Genomic DNA, 19,631 nt, shown 5'->3' with positions numbered 1-19,631 from the left:
CACGGAGTCCCGGAGACGGTCAATCGATCACCACGGTCGGTGTCGGAGCCGGGGTGGGTGCCGGGGTGGGTGCCGGTGTCGTCGTGGAGGGCGCCGGTACCCGGGACGCGGGCACGCCCGCCCGTACCGTGTCCGCCGCCTCGTACAGCTCCGCCGGCCGGACGCCCGCGAAGGTCGCCGCCAGGTGCCCGTCCGGCCGCACCAGCAGCACGGTGTGCGCCGGGGCCCCCGGGTAGCTGTCCGCGACCAGCAGGTCGGTGCGGACCGGGAGGGCGCTCACCGCCGCCGCGAGGCGGGGCATCAGCCCGGCGCCGAGCCAGTGACGCCGGTCCCAGACTCCGGTGCCGGGAGCCACCAGGACCACGAGCAGCCGGCCCTGCCCGAGCAGGTCCCGCAGGGGCACGGTCGCCCCGTCGGGCGCGGTCACCGGGACGTCCGCCACCGGGCCGCCCGGCTCCGTGGCCGTCGGTACTTCCCGGACGGCGACCGGCGGCGCGTACGTGGGTTCCGCGCCCAGCGGCCCGCGCCCCAGGTGGCCGTCGGTGAGCAGGGATTCGGCGGAGCGTGCGGCGCCGGGGAGATAGGTGCGCAGGCCGCCCCCGGACCGCAGCGACGGGATCGCCTGGTCGGCCGCGCGCAGCCGGGAGGCGACCGCGGTGCGCCGCTCGCTCTCATAGCTGTCGAGCAGGGCATCGGAGGCCCCCTGGTGCCAGGCCAGGGAGAGCTTCCACGCCAGGTTCTCGGCGTCCCGGAGCCCCTCCTCGACACCCTGGGTGCCGAGTGCGCCCAGCAGGTGTGCGGCGTCTCCGGCGAGGAAGGCGCGGCCGTCGCGCCAGCGGCGGGCGAGGCGGTGGTGCAGGGTGTGGACCCCGGTGTCGATGAGGTCGTACGGGGGTGTCGTGCCGCCGCACCACACTGCAAGGGTGTCGCGGATCAGGGTCACCAGCGCGTCGGGAGTGACGAGTTCCCCGCGGGGCGGGAGCAGCCAGTCCAGCCGCCACACCCCGTCGGGCAGCGGCCGCGAGGTGACCTCCTGCGGCGGGCTGCGGTGCAGCAATGCCTCGCCGGGCCAGGGCAGTTCGGTGCGCAGCGCCGCCACGGCGTGCCGCTCCACGGCGGTGCGGCCCGGGAAGCGGATGCCGAGCAGCTTGCGCACGGTGGAGCGGGCGCCGTCGCAGCCGACGAGGTAACTCCCGCGCCACCAGGTGGTCTCGGCGCCCCGGGTGTGCGCGGTGACGCCCCGGCCGTCCTGTTCCAGGGAGTCCAGTTTGCTGTCGGTGACCAGCTGGACGAGGGGGTGGGCCGTGGCGGCGTGGCGCAGTCCGCGCGTCAGCGCGTGCTGCGGTACGTGCAGCGGGGCCGGGTGGTCCTCGAAGGTGATCCGCCGGTCGGGCCGGCTGCGGCGCATCGTGCGCCAGGCGGCGAAGTACGCCCCCTCGTCGCGCAGCGTCGTACAGCCCAGCCGGTGCGCCATGGCCGCCGTCTCGGGGTGCAGGACGACGGTACGGGCCGGGCGGACCTCTTCCTTGCCGGGCCCTTCGTCGAGCACGACGGAGGGCACGCCCGCACCCGCCAGGGCGAGTGACAGGGACAGCCCGACGGGTCCCGCGCCGACGACGATCACCGGGTCCATGGCGCGGCTCCCGATGTCCGGTATGTGATCACAGAACGTATGCAACCCACTGTAGGTGCCTGCGTCAAGTGACGCCGGTCGGCAGCGCGGTAACTGGAACCATAAATTCCGAAGTGGCCGCCACTTCCGCCGGGACCGGTACCGCGGCGGAACGCCGGGTCGCGGGTCGGACCGGCTGTTCCGAAGGGCTGCGATCGCGCCGTCATCGCAGGCGCGGCCTTCGAAATCCTGATGATCGACACCATGCGGCCTGAATTCACGACTTCGTGATGCGGTCGGTTTTCGGAATTCATCCCCCTGTTTTTCTCGGGGACGGGCTGATCGGCATTTTCCCGTTCCATCTCCGGCCCGGGGTCACAGTCGGAAGCCGCAGGTTCCACCAGCCGGTACAACGCAGTGTGGTGCGGCGGATGAGCTCCGCCGCACCACAAGGGCCACGCACTATGGCTGACCGTACATCGGGCCTCGAAAGGCGCCTCGAACCTGAACCGGGAAGGGGTCAGATCCCGCCCGAGTTCGCCCCGGTGGCCATGTCGTTGACATCGTTGACGCCGACCACCGCGCCGGTGCTCTTCTTCGACTTCCGCAGTCGGCCCTCCAGCACGGAGGCGCACGTGGTGAGGCCGAAGTTCACGACGATGTAGATCAGCGCGATCACGAAGAGGGTCGCGATGGTGTTGCTGTAGTTGGCCGAGATCTGCCGGTTCGTGGAGAGCAGTTCCGCGAAGCCCAGCAGGGCGCCGCCGATCGCGGTGTCCTTCAGGATCACCACGAGCTGGCTGACCAGAGCCGGCAGCATCGCCGTCACGGCCTGCGGGATCAGCACGTAGATCATCGTCTGGCCCTTGCGCATGCCGATCGCCTTGGCGGCGTCGCTCTGGCCGTGGGGCAGGGAGAGCACGCCCGCCCGGACGATCTCGGCGATGACGGCCGAGTTGTAGAGGACCAGGCCCGTGACCACGGCCCAGAAGGGCCGGGTGTCGGACGGCACGTCGATGAACCGCGGCGCCATCAGCGCGAAGCCGAACAGCATCAGCATCAGCACCGGGATGGCACGGAAGAACTCCACCCACGTTCCGACCAGCCACCGCACCCACGCGTGGTCCGAGAGCCGGCCGATGCCCAGCAGCGCGCCCAGCGGGAGGGCGATGGCCATGGACAGCGCGCCGGCCTTGAGGGTCTCCAGCAGGCCGGGGATCAGGTACGTGGTCCAGACCCGGCTGTCGGTGACGAACGGCGTCCACTTGTCGGCGTCGAGCTGGCCCTTCTCGGCCATGAGGGACAGCGCCCACCACAGGACCAGCCCGAACAGCACGACGAAGATCCCGCTGTAGATCCAGTTGCGCACCTTGGCCTTGGGGCCGGGGGTGTCGTACAGCACGGAACTCATCGCTTCACCGCCACTCGCTTGGCGACCCAGCCCAGCAGAAGACCGGTGGGCAGGGTCAGAAGGACGAAACCGAGGGCGAAGACCGCGAAGACCGCGAAGAGCGCCTGCGGCTCGTTCTCGAGCATTTCCTTCATCAGCAGGGCCGCCTCGGCCACGCCGATGGTCGCCGCCACCGTGGTGTTCTTGGTGAGCGCGATCAGTACGTTGGCGAGCGGTGCGATGACCGCCCGGAAAGCCTGGGGGAGCACGATCAGGGTGAGCACCTGGAAGAAGCTCAGTCCCAGCGCGCGGGCCGCCTCGGCCTGGCCGACGGGCACGGTGTTGATGCCGGAGCGCAGGGCCTCGCAGACGAAGGTGCCGGTGTAGGCGATCAGTCCGAGGACCGCGAGCCGGAAGCCGGTCTCCTTGAACGTGTCGCCGCCCAGAGCGATGCCGAGGGTCTGGTTGAGTCCCAGCGAGCAGCCGATGATCAGCAAGGTCAGCGGGGTGTTGCGGACCAGGTTGACGTAAGCGGTGCCGAAGGCCCGCAGCAGCGGGACCGGGCTGACCCGCATCCCGGCCAGGGCGGTGCCCCAGATCAGGGATCCGGCCGCCGAGTAGAGGGTGAGCTGAACCGTCACCCAGAAGGCTCCGAGCACGTCGTACTGCCCGGAATCAAGAAAATCGAACACGATGCCCTGCGCTCTCCCCAGGATGGCCGGTGAGGTGCGGCGCCGCCCGCGGCAGGCGGGCGGCGACGCTCCTCACCGATGAATCAGCTGCCTTCGGTGATCTGCGGGGCAGGCTCGCTCTTGAAGTTGGCCGGACCGAGGTTCTTGTCCACGGCCTTCTGCCAGCTGCCGTCCTCGACCATCTTCTTGAGCGCGGCGTTGATCTTGGTCTGGAGCTCCTTGTCGCCCTTCTTCAGACCGATGCCGTAGTTCTCGTTGCTCAGGCTCAGCCCGACCAGCTTGAACTTGCCCTTGTTCTTCTCCTGCGCCGCGTAGCCCGCCAGGATCGAGTTGTCCGTGGTCAGGGCGTCGACGGCCTTGTTCTCCAGGCCGGTGAGGCACTCGGAGTAGCCACCCTGCTCCAGCAGGTCGGCCTCGGGGGCCAGCTTGGTCTTGACGTTCTGCGCCGAGGTGGAGCCGGTGACCGAGCAGAGCTTCTTCTTGTTCAGGTCCTCGGCCTTGGTGATGCTCGTGTCGTCGGCGCGGACCAGCAGGTCCTGGTGCGCGAGGAAGTACGGGCCGGCGAAGTCGACCTTCTCCTTGCGCTTGTCGTTGATCGAGTAGGTCGCGACGACGAACTTCACGTCGCCGTTCGCGATCAGGTTCTCGCGCTCGGCGCTGACGGCCTGCTTGAACTCGATCTGGTTCGGCTCGTAGCCGAGCTCCTTGGCGACGTAGGTCGCGACGTCGACGTCGAAGCCCGTGAACTTGCCGTCCGGGGTCTTCAGGCCCAGGCCGGGCTGGTCGTACTTGATGCCGACGACGAGCTTGTCCTTGGCGCCACCGGAGGCACCACCGTCACTGGCGGCGTCCTGCTTGCTGCCGCCACACGCGGTCGCGGTCAGGGCGAGAGCGACGGCGACAGCCGCGGCCGCAGCGGCCTTGGAGATCTTCATGATGAACTTCCCTCGGATGAGACGTTGTTGAACGACGGGCGACGCATACGGCGCACGCACGGCCGACAGGAACGATCCGGCGGTGATCCGCATACGGATGACTACCAGACGGAAACCTCAGTGGTGCAGGATCTTCGACAGGAAGTCCTTCGCCCGATCGCTGCGCGGGTTGCTGAAGAACTGCTCGGGAGTCGCCTCTTCGACGATCTTTCCGTCGGCCATGAAGACGACACGGTTGGCGGCGGAGCGGGCGAACCCCATCTCGTGCGTCACGACCACCATGGTCATGCCCTCCCGGGCGAGCTGCTGCATGACCTCCAGCACCTCGTTGATCATCTCCGGGTCCAGCGCCGAGGTCGGCTCGTCGAAGAGCATCACCTTCGGCTCCATGGCCAGCGCCCGGGCGATCGCCACACGCTGCTGCTGACCGCCGGAGAGCTGCGCCGGGTACTTGTCGGCCTGAGTGCCGACACCCACCCGCTCCAGCAGGGACAGTGCCTTCGCCTTGGCCGCCTCCTGGTCGGTCTTGCGGACCTTCAGCTGGCCCAGCATGACGTTCTGCAGCACCGTCTTGTGCGCGAAGAGGTTGAACGACTGGAAGACCATGCCGACGTCGGCGCGCAGCCGGGCGAGTTCCTTGCCCTCCGAGGGCAGTTCCTTGCCGTCGAGCGTGATGGTGCCCGAGTCGATGGTCTCCAGGCGGTTGATGGTCCGGCACAGCGTGGACTTGCCCGATCCCGAGGGACCGATCACCACGACTACCTCACCGCGGGCAATGCTCAGATCGATGTCCTGAAGCACGTGCAGCGCGCCGAAGTGCTTGTTGACGTTGCTCAGTACGACCAGGTCGTCTGCGGCACCGGCCGCGTCCTGCACGTCCTTGGTCACTGATACTCCGCTCATCGGCTTCTTGCTCCGTCCTCCTCGGTTGGGAGGACAGTAGTGACGTGACGCGCACAACGTCATCACATCTGAGGGAGAATTGAGGATAACGATCCGGCCTCTTCCGGATACGCTCCGTGCGCACCACCGATGTGGTCGATCATGGACGCGTACCGGGTGCATAACGGAAGGCGCGCCGGGGCGGGACCCCCTTGACGTGGGACTCCGCATCGGCGTGGATGCATGGTGGCCCTACGTGCGGCCCCGCGTGTGACCATGCGTGGTGAAGCCCGAGTGAGAGAAGAGGAGAGGGGGACGGCATGAGACTGCTGCTCGTCGAGGACGACGATCACGTCGCGGCAGCCCTGTCCGCGATCCTCGCCCGCCACGGCTTCCAGGTCACCCACGCCCGCAACGGCGAAGAGGCCCTGCAGGCGATCCTGGCCGCCGGCGCCCCGGCCTCCCCCCAGCCCTACGGTGTGATCCTGCTCGACCTCGGTCTGCCCGACCAGGACGGCTACGAGGTGTGCGGCAAGATCCGCAAGCGCACCGCCACACCCGTGATCATGGTGACCGCCCGGGCCGACGTACGCTCCCGCATCCACGGCCTGAACATGGGCGCCGACGACTACGTGGTCAAGCCCTACGACACCGGCGAGCTCCTCGCCCGGATCCACGCCGTCGCCCGGCGCACCGGCGCCGCCGAAGAGGCCGCCGCGCCCGGAACCGGTACGCCCGCGACCGTCCGCCTCGGCCCCGTCAGCATCGAGCTGCCCACCCGCCGGGTCAGCGTGGACGGCGCCGACGTACCCCTCACCCGCAAGGAGTTCGACCTGCTGGCCCTGCTCGCGCAGCGGCCCGGCGTCGTCTTCCGCCGCGAGCAGATCATCAGCGAGGTGTGGCGCACCAGCTGGGAGGGGACCGGGCGCACCCTGGAGGTCCACGTCGCCTCGCTGCGCTCCAAGCTGCGCATGCCCGCCCTCATCGAGACCGTCCGAGGGGTGGGCTACCGGCTCGTCGCCCCGGCCGCTCCCTAGGGGCCCTCTGCCGTGCGTGCCCGTCTGCTCCCCCTGCTCGTCATCCTGATGGCGGGCACGCTGCTCGCCCTCGGCTTCCCGCTCGCGGTGAGCCTGGCAGCCGGCCAGCAGCAGCGGGTGGTGGTCGACCGGATCGACGACAGCGCCCGCTTCGCCGCCCTCGCGCAGTTCTTCATCGATGCCGAGGGCTCGGGATCCACCACCGGAGCCGAAGAGCGCCGCGATGCCCTCGGGCTCGAACTCGCCCGCTACCAGACCCTGTACGGAATCCGCGTCGGCATCTTCCACCGCAACTACAACGCCCTGGCGCGGTCCCCGGGCTGGTGGCAGCTCCCGGAATCGGCCGAGGGCCGCCGGGCCTTCGCGGAAGCGCTGGCCGGCCGGCGCAGCCATGACCCGCCGCAGGTGTGGCCCTGGCAGACCGACGGCAAACTGCTCGTCGTCTCCCCGGTCGTCCTCGACGGTGACGTGGTCGCGGTCGTCGCCACCGAATCGCCGACCGACCAGATGCGCGCCCGCATCCTGAAGGGCTGGCTGCTGATCGCGGGCGGGCTCGCCGCCGCCATGCTGGTCGCCTTCGGCGCCGCCCTCAAGCTCACCAGCTGGGTGCTCAAGCCCGTGCAGACCCTGGACGCCGCCGCCCACGGCATCGCCACGGGACGGATGAACTCGCGCGTCGCGGCCGCCGGCGGGCCCCCGGAACTCCAACGCCTGGCCCACTCGTTCAACGAGATGGCCGACAACGTCGAAGAGGTCCTGGAACAGCAGAGGGCGTTCGTCGCCGACGCCTCCCACCAGCTGCGCAACCCGCTCGCGGCGCTGCTCCTGCGGATCGAGCTGCTCGCCCTGGAGCTGCCCGAGGGGAACGAGGAGATCGCCTCCGTGCGCACCGAGGGCAAGCGCCTGACCCAGGTCCTGGACGACCTGCTGGACCTGGCGCTGGCCGAGCACGCCTCCGCCGAGATCAGCCTCACCGACATCGGGGCCCTGGCGGCCGAGCGGGTCGCCGCGTGGCGCCCGTACGCCGAGGAGAAGGGCGTACGGCTCACCGAGACGGGCCGGACCGCCATCACCGGCTGGGCCGACCCCATCGCCCTGTCCAGCGCACTCGACGCGGTCATCGACAACGCCCTCAAGTTCACCCCCACGGGGGAGGAGGTCGAGGTCTCCGTCTCCAGCGAGGGGCGCTCCGTCCGTGTGGTCGTCGCCGACCGCGGCCCCGGCCTCACCGAGGACGAGCTGCTCCGCGTCGGCGACCGGTTCTGGCGCAGCGGCCGCCACCAGAACGTCAAGGGCTCCGGGCTCGGCCTGTCGATCTCCCGGGCCCTGCTCGCCGCGGGCGGCGGGACCCTCTCCTACGAGAAGAACCCGCCGCACGGGCTGCGGGTGACGGTGGCCGTCCCGCGCACCGACCCCCAGGGCGCCTGACCCCCAGGGGCCCGACCTCCAGGCCTCGTGGGTCCGGCTACCAGACGAGGGTGGTGCGGGCTGCCTCCGACACCGCGTACAGCTCGTCGACGGCCCGGACCTCGAAGGCCGCCGCCCGCTCCCGCCCGGCACGCGGGACGGCGGGCAGGTACAGGGCGGTGCCGCAGGTGCCCCCGAGGAAGCGCCGGGTGCCGTCCGGGAGGACCCGCCACACCTCGTAGTGGCGCGGACGACCGCCGGGACCGGCCGCCGCCCGCCAGGACAGGCGCAGCCAGGCCCGGCCGTCCTGCCGGGACGAGGCGTCCACGACCGGTGCGGTGGGTGGGGCCGGGCGCCGGGTGCGGGTCTCGTCGTGCACCGACACGGCACCGATCCGCCACGCCACCGGCTTCCTCCCGGGCGCGGTGATCCGTACCGCCAGGCCGTACGCGGTCCTGCCCGCCAGCGACGCCAGCCCGGCCCGCGTCACGCGCCAGCCCTGGCCGGCGTCCCGGGTCCCGGCCGGCAGCCACGTGTACGGGACCGGCTCGCCGGGGCCTGACGGTTCGCGGACGGCCACGCCGACCTCCACCACGATCGCAGCCGGGACCGGCTCCGGGCCGGTGGCGTGCACCAGCTCCAGGACCGACCCGCGGGTCAGCGGCAGCCGTGTGGAGTGCAGCCCGATGATCACGGGCGCGGTCGGCGCGCCTTCGACGAGCAGGCTGGAGCCGCCGCGCCAGGCAACCGCGAAGTCCAGGGTGACCGAGGGGCGCACCCCGGCGGTGTCCACCGCCCAGCGGCGGCCGGGGAGCTGGTCCTGGAGCCCGAGGTGGTTCCAGGGCGCGTCCGAGACGACCCTGCCGTCGTCGTACCAGCGCAGCCCGTGGCCGGTGTTGAAGGAGCAGGCGAAGGGGAGCCCGGTGACGGTGGACCGGTCGGCGACGACCGTCGCGGGGGCCCGCCAGCGGGACCCGGATTCGGGCGCGGGCCGCGCCGGGTCGAGGGACTCGCCCGTCCAGAACCGGTCGTCGGCGCGGTGGAAGGCTCCGGGGGAGCGGTCGGTGAGGTGGTTGCGGGTCCATTCGGGCCGGTAGAAGCCGTAGCTGACGACGTGGTCCCGCCCGCGCGGGACGATCGCGTCCCAGTCGACGACGGAGTCCCAGCCTCGGGACTCGGTGTCCACCGCGGCCCACAGGTCGTGGCGGGAGCGGCCGAGGCGGCCGGCGAGCATGCCCGAGGCGGCCAGGGTGTCCGGGGTCCAGCGGAAGTCGACGAACATCGTGTCCGAGACCTTCCCGGCCCGGTCCTCGAAGAACTCCTGGTTGAGCGCGTTGAGGGCGCCCTGCCAGCCCACCCGGCCGGTGCTGTTCATGGCGTCGTACCAGGTGATGCGCAGACCGTGAGGCTCGCCTGCCGCCCGCAGGGCGCGCAGGAACTCCCGCATCCGGGTGGCGAGCGCACTGTCCCCGCCGTCGGTCTCGGCGTTCACGAACCAGCCGTCGAAGCCGTAGGTCCGCGCCACCTGGACGAGCTTGTCGGCGATCGGGAAGCGGCCGAGGGAGTCCCGCCGCACCAGGTCGCGGGTCCACCGGAGGTCGCCGCCGTAGGCGACGGGCGGCAGGAACACGTTGCCCAGCACCCGCACCCCGTTGCGGTGGGCGGCGTCGACCACGGGCGCGTTCGGCGCGAGCACGATGCCCTCGCCGGCGGAGCCGCCCCAGAAGACCAGCTCGTCGATGTACGCCCAGTGCGTGAGCGCGTAGTGGTCGGCGGTCGGGGAGCCCTGGGACGGGTTCGCGGCCGTGGGCCCGAAGGAGACCAGGGAGGAGATACGGGCCTGGCCGGCGCGGGCGTCCCGGTTCGCCGGGACCGGGGTGAACCGTTCCGCCAGGGGCACGGTCGAGGTGTTGTGGGCCAGATCGGGATCGCTCTCGGGGGTCCACCGGCTGAGCGAGCGCCACACGATCCCGGGGCCGGGGGTCCCCGAGGGGAGGGAGTCCGGGAACCAGTACGAGGCGTACGGGGCCAGGTCGGCCGGGGCCGGTGCCGGTGCCGGTGCCGGTGTTCCGACGGGTAAGGGGGCGGGCGCGGCGGCGGCCCGGGCGCGGCCCGCCAGGCCCAGCAGCGCGGCGGCCGCGGCCCCGGTGGCCAGCACCCTGCGCCGGGTCGGCCGTACCGCGGCGGGCGGCGTGCGGGGATCGACGCCGTTGTCGGTCTCGGGCATGCGGGGCTCCTCACGAAGGGATCGGTGGATCGAAAGGATCGGTGGATCGCTCGGTCAGGCAGGTCTGGCAGGTCTGGGCAGGTCACGTCACGTCGTGTACGTGCAGCACCTCGGTGATGCCGCGCGCGGCCAGATGGGCGGGGTCCGCGGCGCGTTCCGCGAGGACCACCGCAGGGCGCACCCCCTGGGCAGTCAGCGAGGCCCAGGCTTCGAAGAAGGCGCCGCCCGGGGCGCACACCGAGCGCCCCGGAGCCCCCGCCGCCCCGCCGGCGTCAGCGCCCGCGACCTCGCCCGCATCCCCGCCGATGTCCACGGCGAGCGCGGTGGACCGCGGGGCCGGGCGGTGCGCGCGGCCCCGCCACCGCGCGGCGATCCGGGAGACGGCGGCGCCGGCCGGCTTGGTCCGGCGGTCGTTGCCGAGCAGGCCGAGGCCGTACTCCAGCTCCGGGAAGTCCGCGAGCTCCCGGGACACGTCGTGCGAACACCACCAGGTCACGCCCCACAGGTCCGGGCAGTCCAGGGCGTTCGCGAGGGTGGCCTCGGTGAACCGCGCCGCGTGCTCGGGCGGGATCAGCGGCGCCGGGGCACCGACCTCCTGGAGCCACACCGGGCGGTGGGGGTCCAGGGCCCAGGCCTTGGACAGCTCGATCAGGTAGGCGGCATGGTGCTCGGTCGCCGTCCCGCTCCGGCCGTGGCGCTGGGCGGTGCCGTTGAACACCCAGGAGTGCACGGCGGTGGCCCCGCCCAGCCGGGCCGCCTGGGCCGCGGTGAAGGGGTGCCCGTCCTGGTACCAGGCCGCGTCGTACTCGGCATGCAGATGCAGCCGCCCCGGTGCGCCCGCCTCGCAGGCGGCGAGCATCCGCTCCAGCCAGCGGGCGGCCTGGTCCGGGGTGATCCGGTCGGGGTCGGGGTGCGGGGGGCCGGAGAACTGGTTGATCTCGTTGCCGACCGTCATGCCCAGGAAGTTCGGCCGGTCGGCGAGGGCCGCGGCGAGCGTGCGCAGGTACTCCTCCTGCCCGGCGACCACGTCCGGGTCGGTGAAGATGCTGCGCCGGTGCCAGGTCCGGGTCCAGGCGGGCAGGAAGTCGAAGCTCGACAAGTGCCCCTGCAGGCCGTCCACGTTGACGTCGAGCCCGTGCTCGGCGGCCGCGTCGGCGAGCGCGACGAGCTGCTCGACGGCGCGCGGCCGGATGAGCGTCCGGTTCGGCTGGAAGACCGGCCACAGCGGGAAGACGCGGATGTGGTCCAGCCCGAGCGCGGCGATCGAGTCGAGGTCGGCCCGTACCTCGGCGAGGTCGAAGTCCAGCCAGTGGTGGAACCAGCCGCGGGCCGGGGTGTAGTTGGCGCCGAAGCGGAGCGCGTCATCGGGCACAGGGCGTCCTGGAGTTCTGGAGTACGCGAGTACTGGAGGAATTCACCGGATGCGGCACAACCTGCCGGTGCGGGTGAGGAAAGTCAACAGGGCCCCCGCTCGTGTACTTATGCGCTTCAGCCCAGTTGACACAAGGCTTCCAGGGCGAAGAGCCTGAGGAAACTAATGCGCTTTAGTCATGGCCGGCCGCAAGGAAGTGTGTGGAAATGGACAGTGGTATCAGCGGTATTTCGGTCACGGTGGCCGCCCCCGCGGCCCGGGCACCCGCTGTGCGCGCTGCGGACCGGAACGGGAGCCGCAGCAGCCCGTGTTCGGCAGTCCTCGCTGGACGGCACGGGGACGGCCCCGCTGGGGGACGTGCCGTGGGCGGTGACGTGGCACGGAGTCCCGTCCGCCGCTCGGCACCCCTCCCGGAAACCAACGGATCGTCATAAAAGCGGCCTGTCAGGGCAGGATCGCGTACGGTCCGGCCATTGCCGTCCGTATTCCGCCACGTGTGACGCACCCGAAGGACGAATGAGGCAGGCCATGGCCCGCAGACCCACGATCAAGGACATCGCCCGGCAGGCCGGTGTGTCGGAGAGCGCCGTCTCCTTCGCGCTCAACGACCGGCCGGGCGTCTCACAGGACACCCGGTCCCGGATCCGGCGCGTCGCCGAGGAGCTCGGCTGGCAGCCCAACAGCGCGGCCCGGGCGCTGTCCGGCGAACGCTCCGGAGCCGTCGGCCTGGTCCTCGCCCGGCCCGCGCACACGCTCGGCGTCGAGTCCTTCTTCCTCCAGCTCGTCTCCGGCATCCAGGAGGTCCTCTCCGCCGCCCGGACGGCCCTGCTGTTCCAGGTCGTCGAGGACATCGACGCCGAATGCGCCCTCTACCGCCGCTGGTGGGCCGAGCGACGGGTCGACGGCGTCCTCGTCGTCGACCCGCGTACGAGCGACCCGCGACCGGCGCTCCTGGAAGGACTGGCACTGCCCGCGGTCACCATCGGCGAGGCCCTGTCCCCGGCCGGCGGCTTTGGCGACGGGGAGATCGACGGGGGCGTCGACGGGGGCGGGAGAGGTCCCTCCCCGGCTCCCTCCACGACCCTGTCCTCGGTCCGGGCCGACGACGCCGGCGCCATGGCCCAGGTCCTGGAGCACCTGTACGGGCTGGGCCACCGCCGGATCGTGCACGTCGCCGGCCTCCCCGGTCTCGCCCACACCGTCCGCCGGATGGAGTCCCTGCGGGCCGAGGCAGCACGTCGCGGCCTCGGCCCCGACCAGGTGCGCTCGGTGGTCACCGACTACTCCGACGCCGAGGGCGCGGCGGCCACCCGACGGGTCCTCGGCGAGTCCGATCCGCCCACGGCGCTCGTCTACGACAACGACGTGATGGCTGTCGCCGGGAGCGCGGTCGCCGCCGAGCTGGGCATCCCCGTCCCGGGCCGGCTGTCGATCGTGGCCTGGGACGACTCCGCGCTCTGCCGGGTCACCCATCCCCGGCTCACCGCGCTCGTACGGGACACCGCCGGCTTCGGCCGACTTGCGGCCGAGGAACTCCTGGCCGTCCTCGCGGGCAGCCCGCCCGGCGTGCGGATCAGTGAGCGGCCGAGGCTGGAGCCTCGCGAGAGCACGGCGCCGCCCCCGGCGCATACTTAATCCTGAAACCTCCTGGAGCTGCCACCGTGATCATTCCCAGCGCCCCGTTCCCCGCACCGCGGGCCGCCGCAACGGCCTCCGGACCGACGGTGGCGATCGACATCGGGGGTACGAAGATCGCCGGTGCGCTGGTGCACCCCGACGGCACGATGACGGCCACCACCCGCCGCCCGACCCCGCGCGGGGCGGATGCCGACGCGGTCATGGCGGCGGTCGCCGAGGTCGTCGCCGACCTCTCCGCGTCGCCGCTGTGGGCCTCGGCGGTCCGCTGCGGGATCGGCAGCGCCGGCCCGGTGGACACCTCCCGGGGCACGGTCAGCCCGGTCAACATCGGGGCCTGGCGGGAGTTCCCGGTCCAGGAGCGCGTCGTGGCGGAGCTCTCGGCGCGCGGGGCCGAGCTGCCGACCGTGCTGGCCGGTGACGGGGTGGCGATGACCGCCGCCGAGCACTGGCTGGGCGCGGCCCGGGGCCACGCGAACGCCCTGTGCATGGTGGTCTCCACGGGCGTGGGCGGCGGCCTGATCCTGAACAACCAGCTCCACCCCGGCCCCACGGGCAACGCGGGACACATCGGCCACATCAGCGTGGCCTTCGACGGCGAACCGTGCGCGTGCGGCGGCCGAGGCTGCGTCGAGTCGATCGCCTCCGGTACGGCGATCGCCCGCTGGGCCCTGGACCAGGGCTGGACCCCGCCGGACAACGGGTCGGACACGGCGGGCGGCGGAGGCGATGCCTCGGCGGCGGGTGTGGCCGCCGCCGCCTCCGAAGGTGACCCGATCGCCCTGGCCGCCTTCGACCGGGCGGGCCGCGCCCTGGCCGCCGCCATCGCGGCCACCGCGACCCTCGTGGAGACGGACATCGCGGTCATCGGCGGTGGAGTGGCCGCGGCCGGCGACACCCTCTTCGCCCCGATCCGCAGCCACCTCGCGGCCTACGCCACGCTGTCGTTCGTCAAGGACATCCGAGTGGTGCCGGCGATGCTGGGCACCCATGCGGGGCTGATCGGCGCGGCCGCGGCGGCGACCATGCTGCTGCCTTCGGCGCCGTCCCCTTCGTGAACATCAGGACCTTCAGCACCTTCAGGACCTTCAGGGCCCTCGTGGCCCTCGGGAGCCTCAGGGTTTGACGGACCGGTAGTACCGGCGCGCGCCCTCGTGCAGGTCCAGGGGGTCGGTGTAGATCGCCGTCCGCAGGTCCACGAGCTGCGCCGCATGCACCTGCCGCCCGACGAGGTCGCGGCTGAGGATCACCGTCCGCGTCAGCTGCTCGGTGAGCTGGGGGTCGGTCCCCGCCGTGGTCACCAGCAGGTTCGGCACGGCCAGGGTCGACACCGAGCTCGTGTTGCGCGCCCGCGCGTAGGCGTCCTGCGGCATCACGGCCGTCCGGTAGTAGCGCGCCGGGCTGCCGCTCTCCTGCAGCTGTTCCACCAGGTCGCCGAGTTGCACGAGCCGGATGTCGAAGCGCTCCGACAGCTCGCGCACGGCGTTCGTCGGCAGGCCGCCGGACCAGAAGAAGGCGTCGATCCGGCCGGCCTCCAGCTCACCCGGCATGGTGTCGATGCCGATGGACACCGACGTGAGGTCCAGCACCGGGTCGATCTTGGCCGCCCTCAGCAGCCGCTCCGAGACCAGCCGCACGCCGGACCCCGGCTGGCCGATCGCGACCCGCTTGCCGCGCAGGTCACGGGCCGACTGCACCGGGGAGTCGGCCGGGACCACCAGCTGCACGTAGTCGTCGTAGAGCCGCGCCACCCCGCGCAGCAGGTCCGCGCCGGGCTTCTTGTCGAGCTGGTACTTGGCGACCGCGTCCGCCGTCGCCACCGTGAAGTCCGCCTCGCCGGTGGCCAGCCGCTTCAGGTTCTCCTGCGAGCCCTCGCTGGTCTCCAGGTGTACGTCCATCCCGGGCATGTCCCGGGCGAGCGCCTGCTCCAGGAGCTGCCCGTACCGGTGGTAGACCCCGGTCCGCGCGCCCGTGCTGAAGGTCAGCTCGCCCTGCAGTTCCGGCTGCCCGAAGGGCTTCAGCCACCACGTCAGGACGCCGAGCACGGCGAGTACGGCCACCAGGACCCGCAGGGCGTGGCGCCTGCTGATCCGGGGCGGTACGAGAGGCATGGCCGCGATCCTGCCACCCGTCCGCCGTCCTGTCACGGCGCGGGCCGTCCGGGAGCTCCCGGGCGGAGCCTTCCCAGCAGTTCGCGCGCGGCCGGAGCGGGCGCCCGGTCCCTGCGCTTCTTCGGCGCGGACCTGACCGCTGTCCGGCTGCGCGCACAGGACCTGGACCGGTCCCACGGCGAGGGAACTCCGGTGTCCGGAGAAGCCCAGGACCTGCTGCTCGTCCTCTTCGGCCGCCGCCTCCCCCCGGGCCGGCCGAACGGGGGACCGGAGGGCCACCGGGTACCGCCTACCCTTGTTGCATGACCAGCAGCGACCGGAGCCAGGCAGTGGACGTGAAGCGAAGCTACGAGGTGCGCACCTACGGGTGCCAGATGAACGTCCACGACTCGGAGCGGCTCTCCGGTCTGCTGGAGGACGCCGGATACGTCCGGGCGCCCGAGGGCTCCGACGGCGACGCCGACGTCGTGGTCTTCAACACCTGCGCGGTCCGCGAGAACGCCGACAACAAGCTGTACGGCAACCTCGGCCGGCTGGCCCCGATGAAGACGAAGCGCCCCGGCATGCAGATCGCCGTCGGCGGCTGCCTCGCGCAGAAGGACCGCGACACCATCGTCAAGCGGGCCCCCTGGGTCGATGTCGTCTTCGGTACGCACAACATCGGCAAGCTGCCCGTGCTGCTGGAGCGCGCCCGCATCCAGGAAGAGGCGCAGGTCGAGATCGCCGAGTCGCTGGAGGCCTTCCCCTCCACGCTCCCGACCCGCCGCGAGTCCGCGTACGCCGCCTGGGTCTCGATCTCCGTCGGCTGCAACAACACCTGCACCTTCTGCATCGTCCCGGCCCTGCGCGGCAAGGAGGAGGACCGCCGGCCCGGCGACATCCTCGCCGAGGTGGAGGCCCTGGTCGCCGAGGGCGTCTCGGAGATCACCCTGCTCGGCCAGAACGTGAACGCCTACGGTTCGGACCTGGGTGACCGCGAGGCCTTCTCCAAGCTGCTGCGCGCCTGCGGCCAGATCGAGGGCCTGGAGCGGGTCCGTTTCACCTCCCCGCACCCGCGCGACTTCACGGACGACGTGATCGCGGCGATGGCCGAGACCCCGAACGTGATGCCGCAGCTGCACATGCCGATGCAGTCAGGATCGGACACGATCCTGAAGGCGATGCGCCGCTCGTACCGGCAGGAGCGATTCCTCGGCATCATCGAGAAGGTCCGCGCCGCGATCCCGCACGCCGCGATCTCCACCGACATCATCGTGGGCTTCCCCGGTGAGACGGAGGAGGACTTCCAGCAGACGATGCACGCGGTGCGCGAGGCCCGTTTCGCGAACGCCTTCACCTTCCAGTACTCCAAGCGGCCCGGCACCCCGGCCGCCGACATGGACGGGCAGATCCCCAAGGAGGTGGTCCAGGAGCGGTACATGCGCCTGGTCGCCCTCCAGGAGGAGATCTCCTGGGACGAGAACAAGAAGCAGGTCGGCCGCACGCTGGAGGTCATGGTCGCGGAGGGCGAGGGCCGCAAGGACGGCGCCACGCACCGCCTCTCCGGCCGCGCGCCCGACAACCGCCTCGTCCACTTCACGAAGCCGGAGGCGGAGGTCCGCCCGGGTGACGTGGTCACCGTGGACATCACCTACGCGGCCCCGCACCACCTGCTGGCCGAGGGCCCGACGCTGAAGGTGCGCCGGACGCGCGCCGGCGACGCCTGGGAGAAGCGCAACGCCGCCCCCGCCCAGCCGGCGGGCGTCATGCTCGGCATCCCGACGCTGGGCGTCCCGGCGCCCCTGCCGACCGTCGCCTCCGGCTGTTCGGTGCCCGCCTCCTCCTGAGCGACACGGGTCCCGCGCCTGCGGCTAGGCTGCGGATCATGCTCGTAGCCGCTGCCGTCTGTCCCGCCCCGCCGCTGCTCGTGCCGGAGGTCGCCGCGGGGGCCGCCGCCGAACTCGGCGACGCCCGCACCGCCTGCTCCGACGCGCTGGCGGTGCTCGCCGCGTCCCGGCCCGACCTGCTGGTCGTGGTCGGGGCCGCCGCCGAGGGCGGCGCGTACGACCAGGGCACGCCCGGCGGCTTCGCCGGCTTCGGGGTGGACCTCACCGTCACCCTGGGCCCCGACCTGGGCGAACCGCCGAGCGGCCACGCCACCGGGACCACCCTCCCGGCTTCCCTCGCCGTGGCCGGCTGGCTGCTCGGCCAGGCCCGCTGGGCGGCCGCCCCGGTCGCCGGAGTGGCCGTCGCCGCGGACCTCGCTCCGAGCGGCTGCGGCCTGCTCGGAGCGGACCTGGGCGGTTCCGCCGAACGCGTGGCCATGCTGGTCCTGGGGGACGGCAGTGCCTGCCGCACCCTCAAGGCCCCCGGCTACCTCGACGAGCGGGCCGCCGCCTTCGACGCCGCCGCCGCCCGCGCGCTGGGCGCCGCCGACGTGGCCGCGCTGGCCGGGATCGACGCCGCTCTCGCGGCCGAGCTCCAGGCCGCCGGACGGGCCCCCTGGCAGGTGCTGGCCGGCGCCGCCGAGGGCGCGGAGCTGGAAGGGCGCCTGCTGTACGAGGACGCACCGTACGGCGTGGGGTACTTCGTCGCCGCCTGGTCCTAGCCGCGCACGGCGGCCGCAGGGTTCCTGGAACGGCGAAGGGGCGCGGGACCGGCTGCTGCCGGTCCCGCGCCCCTTTCCCGGACCGCGTCAGGAGGCGGTCGGCGGTGTCGGCCCGCCGGGAGCGTCCTTGTGCGCGATCTTCCCCAGGGCGTCCTTCGCCTTGCCCGTCCCGCTCGTGATCTGGCCGCTGTACTTGCCCTTGGTCTTGGAGTCCACGGCCTTGGCCACCTTCTCCAGACTCTCGCCGATCCTGCCCTCGTGCTGCAGGGCGAGATCGCCGACCTTGTCCTTCGCCGGACCGAGCTTGGCCTTCAGATTGTCCAGCAGGCCCATGGGTCACCTTCCGTCGGCGGTCGCTAGGTGCGGGCGCCCTCGCCGGTCTCGCTGTCCGCGGCCACCGGGGCCGCCAGCTGCTTCGGAATCTCCACGACTCCCGCCTCCGGAGACTTCTCGGCAACAGGCTCGGCCTCCTCGGCCGCACCGGACTCCGCCGTCAGGTCCTCCGCCGTGACCTCCGCGGTCACAACCTCGTCCTTACGGCGAAAAAACCGATCAAAAACGCCCATGTCTACTCCCGTAACGTTACTCGTGTGAGTGAAGTTCCGCGTCGACCGGACCGGCCTGCGCCGGGCGTACGCAGGGCGCATGTCCGGCCGGAACCTCGCCAGGGCAACGACCCCGGCCTCACCCCGTCACGTAACTCGATCGGGTACATGCTGTGGGGTTTGCGAGACTGGTGCGGTGAGGAAAGCAGCCCCCGCCCCGCGGGTCATCGCCGTCGTAGGTCCCACCGCGGCAGGAAAGTCCGACCTGGGCGTAGCCCTGGCCCGCCATTTCGACGGCGAAGTCGTCAACGCCGACTCCATGCAGCTGTACCGGGGGATGGACATCGGCACCGCCAAACTGACGACCGAGGAACGCGGCGGTGTCCCGCACCACCTCCTCGACATCTGGGACGTCACCGACACCGCCAACGTCGCCGACTACCAGCGGCTGGCCCGCCTGGAGATCGACAAACTTCTCGCCGAGGGACGCACCCCCGTCCTCGTCGGCGGATCCGGCCTGTACGTCCGCGGCGCCCTGGACGTCATGGAGTTCCCCGGCACCGACCCCGAGGTGCGGGCCCGCCTGGAGGAAGAGGTCACGCTCCGTGGCCCCGGGGCCCTGCACGCCCGCCTCGCCGCCGCCGACCCGGCCGCCGCGCAGGCCATCCTGCCCAGCAACGGCCGCCGCATCGTCCGCGCGCTCGAAGTGATCGAGATCACCGGCCGCCCCTTCACCGCCAACCTGCCCGGCCACGATTCCGTCTACGACACGGTGCAGATCGGCGTCGACGTGGCCCGCCCGGAGCTCGACGAGCGGATCGCCCTGCGGGTCGACCGGATGTGGGAGGCCGGGCTGGTGGACGAGGTCCGCGCGCTGGAGGCCCGCGGGCTGCGCGACGGAATCACCGCCTCCAGGGCGCTCGGCTACCAGCAGGTACTGGCCGCGCTCGCCGGTGAATGCACCGAGGACGAGGCCCGGGCGGAGACCGTCCGGGCGACCAAGCGCTTCGCCCGCCGGCAGGACTCCTGGTTCCGCCGCGACCCGCGCGTGCACTGGCTCAGCGGGGCCGCCGCCGACCGGGGGGAACTCCCCGGACTCGCGCAGTCGTTGGTCGAACGAGCGGTCACAGCCTGATCACGTGATGGCATCGGGACGCCTCACGCGCCAGTAGTGGGGCCGGGGGCGTGCCATCATCAAA

At 72.1% G+C, this 19,631-nt stretch carries 17 protein-coding genes; 7 read left to right on the top strand and 10 right to left on the bottom strand.

Going from position 1 to position 19,631, the window contains the following annotated elements:
• Positions 1 to 19: 19 nt before the first annotated feature.
• The 5 genes from KO717_RS09820 to KO717_RS09800 form a co-directional block, all read right to left on the bottom strand.
• Positions 20 to 1,633, bottom strand: a complete 1,614-nt coding sequence (locus KO717_RS09820) for an FAD-dependent monooxygenase (RefSeq protein ID WP_301365999.1) — start codon at positions 1,631 to 1,633, stop codon at positions 20 to 22.
• Positions 1,634 to 2,132: 499 nt separating this feature from the next.
• A complete protein-coding gene (locus tag KO717_RS09815; protein WP_301365997.1) occupies positions 2,133 to 3,023 on the bottom strand; it encodes an amino acid ABC transporter permease in 891 nt (296 codons plus the stop codon).
• The gene (locus KO717_RS09810) at positions 3,020 to 3,694 is read right to left on the bottom strand and encodes an amino acid ABC transporter permease (RefSeq protein WP_301365995.1); all 675 of its coding nucleotides are present in this window, start codon (positions 3,692 to 3,694) and stop codon (positions 3,020 to 3,022) included. Before KO717_RS09810 ends, KO717_RS09815 begins: the two co-directional genes overlap by 4 nt.
• Positions 3,695 to 3,777: 83 nt before the next feature.
• Positions 3,778 to 4,629, bottom strand: a complete 852-nt coding sequence (locus tag KO717_RS09805) for a glutamate ABC transporter substrate-binding protein (protein WP_301365993.1) — start codon at positions 4,627 to 4,629, stop codon at positions 3,778 to 3,780.
• A gap of 117 nt (positions 4,630 to 4,746) precedes the next feature.
• The gene (locus KO717_RS09800; protein WP_301365991.1) at positions 4,747 to 5,532 is read right to left on the bottom strand and encodes an amino acid ABC transporter ATP-binding protein; all 786 of its coding nucleotides are present in this window, start codon (positions 5,530 to 5,532) and stop codon (positions 4,747 to 4,749) included.
• 299 nt (positions 5,533 to 5,831) lie between these two features.
• On the opposite strand from KO717_RS09800, the gene KO717_RS09795 reads away from it, so the two are divergent.
• On the top strand, positions 5,832 to 6,548 hold the full coding sequence (locus tag KO717_RS09795) for a response regulator transcription factor (RefSeq protein WP_301365989.1): 717 nt from the start codon (positions 5,832 to 5,834) through the stop codon (positions 6,546 to 6,548).
• A 12-nt stretch (positions 6,549 to 6,560) separates the two neighbouring features.
• Complete coding sequence (locus tag KO717_RS09790) at positions 6,561 to 7,976, top strand: sensor histidine kinase (RefSeq protein WP_301365987.1); 1,416 nt, start codon at positions 6,561 to 6,563, stop codon at positions 7,974 to 7,976.
• 37 nt (positions 7,977 to 8,013) lie between these two features.
• Here the strand turns inward: KO717_RS09790 and KO717_RS09785 are convergent, their stop codons facing one another.
• Both KO717_RS09785 and KO717_RS09780 read right to left on the bottom strand, forming a co-directional pair.
• A complete protein-coding gene (locus KO717_RS09785) occupies positions 8,014 to 10,182 on the bottom strand; it encodes an endo-beta-N-acetylglucosaminidase (RefSeq protein WP_301365985.1) in 2,169 nt (722 codons plus the stop codon).
• Positions 10,183 to 10,264: 82 nt separating this feature from the next.
• A complete protein-coding gene (locus KO717_RS09780) occupies positions 10,265 to 11,554 on the bottom strand; it encodes a glycoside hydrolase 5 family protein (protein WP_301365983.1) in 1,290 nt (429 codons plus the stop codon).
• A gap of 528 nt (positions 11,555 to 12,082) precedes the next feature.
• On the opposite strand from KO717_RS09780, the gene KO717_RS09775 reads away from it, so the two are divergent.
• Both KO717_RS09775 and KO717_RS09770 read left to right on the top strand, forming a co-directional pair.
• Positions 12,083 to 13,189 carry a LacI family DNA-binding transcriptional regulator gene (locus KO717_RS09775; RefSeq protein WP_301365981.1) on the top strand — a complete coding sequence of 369 codons (1,107 nt, stop codon included), beginning with the start codon at positions 12,083 to 12,085 and terminating at the stop codon, positions 13,187 to 13,189.
• 32 nt (positions 13,190 to 13,221) lie between these two features.
• Positions 13,222 to 14,247: an ROK family protein gene (locus KO717_RS09770; protein ID WP_301374444.1), complete on the top strand. Its 1,026-nt coding sequence runs from the start codon at positions 13,222 to 13,224 to the stop codon at positions 14,245 to 14,247.
• A gap of 57 nt (positions 14,248 to 14,304) precedes the next feature.
• Here the strand turns inward: KO717_RS09770 and KO717_RS09765 are convergent, their stop codons facing one another.
• Positions 14,305 to 15,300: a TAXI family TRAP transporter solute-binding subunit gene (locus KO717_RS09765; RefSeq protein ID WP_301365979.1), complete on the bottom strand. Its 996-nt coding sequence runs from the start codon at positions 15,298 to 15,300 to the stop codon at positions 14,305 to 14,307.
• Between the two features lie 302 nt (positions 15,301 to 15,602).
• On the opposite strand from KO717_RS09765, the gene miaB reads away from it, so the two are divergent.
• On the top strand, positions 15,603 to 17,126 hold the full coding sequence (gene miaB, locus KO717_RS09755) for a tRNA (N6-isopentenyl adenosine(37)-C2)-methylthiotransferase MiaB (RefSeq protein ID WP_301365977.1): 1,524 nt from the start codon (positions 15,603 to 15,605) through the stop codon (positions 17,124 to 17,126).
• A gap of 38 nt (positions 17,127 to 17,164) precedes the next feature.
• Positions 17,165 to 17,887, top strand: a complete 723-nt coding sequence (locus KO717_RS09750; RefSeq protein WP_301365976.1) for a hypothetical protein — start codon at positions 17,165 to 17,167, stop codon at positions 17,885 to 17,887.
• Between the two features lie 87 nt (positions 17,888 to 17,974).
• Here the strand turns inward: KO717_RS09750 and KO717_RS09745 are convergent, their stop codons facing one another.
• Together KO717_RS09745 and KO717_RS09740 are read right to left on the bottom strand one after the other, a co-directional pair.
• On the bottom strand, positions 17,975 to 18,220 hold the full coding sequence (locus KO717_RS09745; RefSeq protein WP_301365974.1) for an antitoxin: 246 nt from the start codon (positions 18,218 to 18,220) through the stop codon (positions 17,975 to 17,977).
• Between the two features lie 23 nt (positions 18,221 to 18,243).
• Positions 18,244 to 18,411, bottom strand: coding sequence for a gliding motility protein (locus KO717_RS09740; protein ID WP_301365972.1), 168 nt, complete (start codon positions 18,409 to 18,411; stop codon positions 18,244 to 18,246).
• Between the two features lie 217 nt (positions 18,412 to 18,628).
• Here KO717_RS09740 and miaA point away from each other — a divergent pair, with 217 nt between their 5' ends.
• Complete coding sequence (gene miaA / locus KO717_RS09735) at positions 18,629 to 19,567, top strand: tRNA (adenosine(37)-N6)-dimethylallyltransferase MiaA (protein WP_301365970.1); 939 nt, start codon at positions 18,629 to 18,631, stop codon at positions 19,565 to 19,567.
• Positions 19,568 to 19,631: the final 64 nt, after the last annotated feature.

The sequence above is a fragment of the Streptomyces xanthophaeus genome (assembly GCF_030440515.1).
GTDB lineage: Bacteria > Actinomycetota > Actinomycetes > Streptomycetales > Streptomycetaceae > Streptomyces > Streptomyces kutzneri.
This window is presented reverse-complemented; position numbering and strand designations above follow the sequence as displayed.

Coding starts and splice junctions, on each gene's coding strand:
- KO717_RS09820 (WP_301365999.1), bottom strand. CDS start 1,633: ATGGACCCGGTGATCGTCGTCGGCGCGGGACCCGTCGGGCTGTCCCTG.
- KO717_RS09815 (WP_301365997.1), bottom strand. CDS start 3,023: ATGAGTTCCGTGCTGTACGACACCCCCGGCCCCAAGGCCAAGGTGCGC.
- KO717_RS09805 (WP_301365993.1), bottom strand. CDS start 4,629: ATGAAGATCTCCAAGGCCGCTGCGGCCGCGGCTGTCGCCGTCGCTCTC.
- KO717_RS09800 (WP_301365991.1), bottom strand. CDS start 5,532: ATGAGCGGAGTATCAGTGACCAAGGACGTGCAGGACGCGGCCGGTGCC.
- KO717_RS09795 (WP_301365989.1), top strand. CDS start 5,832: ATGAGACTGCTGCTCGTCGAGGACGACGATCACGTCGCGGCAGCCCTG.
- KO717_RS09785 (WP_301365985.1), bottom strand. CDS start 10,182: ATGCCCGAGACCGACAACGGCGTCGATCCCCGCACGCCGCCCGCCGCG.
- KO717_RS09775 (WP_301365981.1), top strand. CDS start 12,083: ATGGCCCGCAGACCCACGATCAAGGACATCGCCCGGCAGGCCGGTGTG.
- KO717_RS09765 (WP_301365979.1), bottom strand. CDS start 15,300: ATGCCTCTCGTACCGCCCCGGATCAGCAGGCGCCACGCCCTGCGGGTC.
- miaB (WP_301365977.1), top strand. CDS start 15,603: ATGACCAGCAGCGACCGGAGCCAGGCAGTGGACGTGAAGCGAAGCTAC.
- KO717_RS09750 (WP_301365976.1), top strand. CDS start 17,165: ATGCTCGTAGCCGCTGCCGTCTGTCCCGCCCCGCCGCTGCTCGTGCCG.
- KO717_RS09745 (WP_301365974.1), bottom strand. CDS start 18,220: ATGGGCCTGCTGGACAATCTGAAGGCCAAGCTCGGTCCGGCGAAGGAC.